At 59.0% G+C, this 3,319-nt stretch carries 2 protein-coding genes and 1 pseudogene; all 3 read right to left on the bottom strand.

The window, feature by feature from the left end; all coding sequences use genetic code 11:
• Positions 1-13: 13 nt before the first annotated feature.
• Positions 14-1,888: an MFS transporter gene (locus ACXRVY_RS21125; RefSeq protein WP_223462156.1), complete on the bottom strand. Its 1,875-nt coding sequence runs from the start codon at positions 1,886-1,888 to the stop codon at positions 14-16.
• Positions 1,889-1,984: 96 nt separating this feature from the next.
• Positions 1,985-3,136: a TDT family transporter gene (locus tag ACXRVY_RS21120; protein WP_223462155.1), complete on the bottom strand. Its 1,152-nt coding sequence runs from the start codon at positions 3,134-3,136 to the stop codon at positions 1,985-1,987.
• A 105-nt stretch (positions 3,137-3,241) separates the two neighbouring features.
• Positions 3,242-3,319 (bottom strand): annotated as a pseudogene (locus ACXRVY_RS21115) (cupin); the annotation flags it as partial.

The raw sequence follows: 3,319 nt of genomic DNA, 5'->3' as shown, positions 1-3,319 counted from the left end.
GTTCAAACAACCATTATCTAACAGCCCCGCGCAACTCCCCCACCATCGCCTGCAACTTCGCCGGCTCCGCCACTTCAACCGCCACCGCCGGCCCTGCCACCAACGTCACCCGCGACCACAGGCGATGAAACAGTCCCTTACCCGGATCGCGGCTGAAGAAACTCCCCCACAACCCCTGCAAGGCCAATGGAATCACCGGCACCGGTGTTTCTTCGAGAATCCGCGTCAAGCCGCCCTTGAACTCATTCATTTCGCCATCGGCGGTCAATTTACCCTCGGGGAAGATGCACACCAGCTCACCGTCCTTCAGATACCGGGCAATGCGCGTGAAGGCCTTTTCGTAGATCTGGATGTCTTCATGACGCCCCGCGATAGGAATCGTCCCTGCGGTACGGAAGATGAAGTTCAGCACCGGCAGGTTGTAGATCTTGTAATACATCACGAAGCGAATCGGCCGACGTACCGCGCCGCCAATCAGCAAGGCGTCGACGAATGACACGTGATTGCACACCAGCAACGCCGCGCCTTCATCGGGGATCAGATCCAGATTGCGATGCTCGACGCGGTACATGGAATGGCTGAGCAGCCAGATCATGAAACGCATGGTGAACTCGGGGACGATCTTGAAGATGTAGGCGTTGACGCCGATGTTCAGCAACGACACAACCAGGAACAGCTGCGGGATCGACAGTTTGGCCACGCTCAGCAAGACGATCGAGACAATCGCCGACACCACCATGAACAACGCATTGAGGATGTTGTTGGCGGCAATCACCCGCGCCCGTTCGTTTTCCGCCGTACGTGACTGGATCAGTGCGTACAGCGGCACGATGTAGAAACCACCGAAAACGCCCAGGCCGAGGATGTCGAGCAGTACCAGCCAGGCGTGACCGAAACCGAGGATTTCGATCCAGCCATGGCCGGCGGCGCTGTCCGGTATTGCGCCGGAATGCCACCACAACAGCAGGCCGAAAACGGTCAGGCCGAACGATCCGAACGGCACCAGCCCAATTTCGACTTTACGCCCGGACAATTTCTCACACAGCATCGACCCCAACGCGATGCCGACCGAGAACACCGTCAGAATCAGCGTCACCACGGTTTCGTCGCCGTGCATCCACTCCTTGGCATAGGCCGGGATCTGCGTCAGATAAATCGCCCCGACAAACCAGAACCACGAGTTGCCGACAATCGAGCGTGATACCGCCGGCGTTTGCCCAAGGCCTAGTTTCAACGTGGCCCAGGACTGGCTGAAAATGTTCCAGTTCAGGCGCATTTGTGGCGTGGCGGCCGCTGCCCGGGGAATGCTGCGACTGGCCAGGTAGCCGAGCACGGCAGTGCCGATGATCGCCATGGACACCACAGGCGCGTAATGCGCCGAAGACATCATGATCCCGGCGCCAATGGTGCCGGCGAGGATCGCCAGGAAGGTGCCCATTTCCACCAGGCCATTGCCGCCTACCAGCTCGTCTTCATGCAGGGCTTGCGGCAGGATCGAATATTTCACCGGCCCGAACAGCGCCGAGTGGGTGCCCATGGCGAACAGCGCCACCAGCATCAACGACAGGTGATCGAACATGAAGCCGACGGCGCCGACCGCCATGATGGCGATTTCCCCAAGCTTGATCAGGCGGATCAACGCGTCCTTGGCGAACTTTTCCCCGAATTGCCCGGCCAGGGCCGAGAACAGGAAAAACGGCAGGATAAATAGCAGCGCACACAGGTTGACCCAGATCGAGCGGTCACCTTCGATGGTCAACTTGTACAAGATTGCGAGGATCAACGACTGCTTGAACACGTTGTCGTTGAACGCCCCGAGGGACTGGGTGATGAAGAACGGCAGGAAGCGCCGGGTGCGCAGCAAGGTGAACTGTGAGGGGTGACTCATCTTCCATGTGTCCCTGATGTTAGGTAGCGAGTGGCCTGGATTCTTATTGGATTATCACAAGTCGATCCAGGCCACACCTTACCTAACTTTTGCCGGTTATTTCTTCAATCCGGCAATACACGGCGAGACAAACAGCTCGCCACGCCAGGCGCCCAGCACCGTGCGCTTGCCGACGATCAGCCACATCACCGCCAGCAACGCCACCAGCACACAGCCGAACACACTGAAGAACGTCAGGTTCAAGGTACTGGCCAGCTTCAACGTCGCCAGAGAATAGACGCCCAACGGGAAGGTGAAGCCCCACCAGCCAAGATTGAATGGAATGCCGGCACGCAGGTAGCGCACAGTGATCAGCAACGCCATCAGCATCCACCACAGGCCGAAGCCCCACAAGGTGATGCCGGCCACCAGACCCAGTCCTGCAGCGATCTCACCGACTCCCGGCATACCGTTGGCGGCGAAAATCAGCGGCGCATCGCCGCCCAGTACCAGCATACCCAGCGCACCAGTGCCGATCGGGCCAAGGGCCAGCCAGCTCGAGGCGGCCATGTTTTCGTGGGGCAGTTTATGCAGGGCCATGCGCAGCAACAGAATGGTCAGGATGCTGAAGGCCACCGGCAGGGAAAAGGCCCAGAGTACATAGCTGGTCACCAGCACCACCAGTTGCGAGTGGGCGTCGGCCAGGTGCGGCGCCAGCAAACCACCGCTGGCGGCGGCGACTTCTGCCGCGACCACCGGCAACAGCCAGACGGCGGTCATCTGGTCGATGCTGTGCTCCTGACGGGTGAACATCATGTAGGGAATCAGCACACCGCAGGCCAGCGACATGGCCACATCCAGCCACCACAGCACCTCGGCGACGTGAATCACACCTTCACCCCAGCGCGGCAGGCCGAACACCAGGAAGCCATTGATGATGGTCGCCAGGCCCATGGGGATGGTGCCGAAAAACATCGAAACCGTTGAGTGGCCGAAAATCCGTCGCGCCTCGTCGAAAAACAGCACCCAACGCGCCGTGTATACCGCCGTAAACAGCAGAAACAGGGCGATGTTGAACAGCCAGAGAGCTTCGGCAAAGTTGTGCAAGGCGGGCATGGCGACCGGCAATTGCGCCAGTGCCAACGCCAGCACGCCGGTGCCCATGGTGGCCGCGAACCAGTTAGGGGTGAACTGGCGGATCACCTCGCGGGGATGCTGCAAGTGACTGAACGGTTTGATTCCGGGCTTGATGCTATTGGCGCATGTCATGGCGAACTCCTGTCCTCTTGTGAGGTAGAGCCCATGTTAGATCCGAATCGAATATCGATATAACGGGTAATATCTCTATATCTTATCGATATCACTTATATAGCGTCAGACACTCCCTTCCGATTCGATCACCAATATCCGGGCAGGTCCTACCGGATGCGCCACATGTTCAGTGCCTACCGA

It is taken from the genome of Pseudomonas sp. P5_A2_2, assembly GCF_054177685.1.
The sequence above is the reverse complement of the archived record's forward strand: the minus strand, read 5'-3'. Positions and strand labels throughout refer to the sequence as shown.

Bases quoted from the DNA above. Each gene is read 5' to 3' on its own strand.
- ACXRVY_RS21125 (WP_223462156.1), bottom strand. From the start codon at position 1,888: ATGAGTCACCCCTCACAGTTCACCTTGCTGCGCACCCGGCGCTTCCTG.
- ACXRVY_RS21120 (WP_223462155.1), bottom strand. From the start codon at position 3,136: ATGACATGCGCCAATAGCATCAAGCCCGGAATCAAACCGTTCAGTCAC.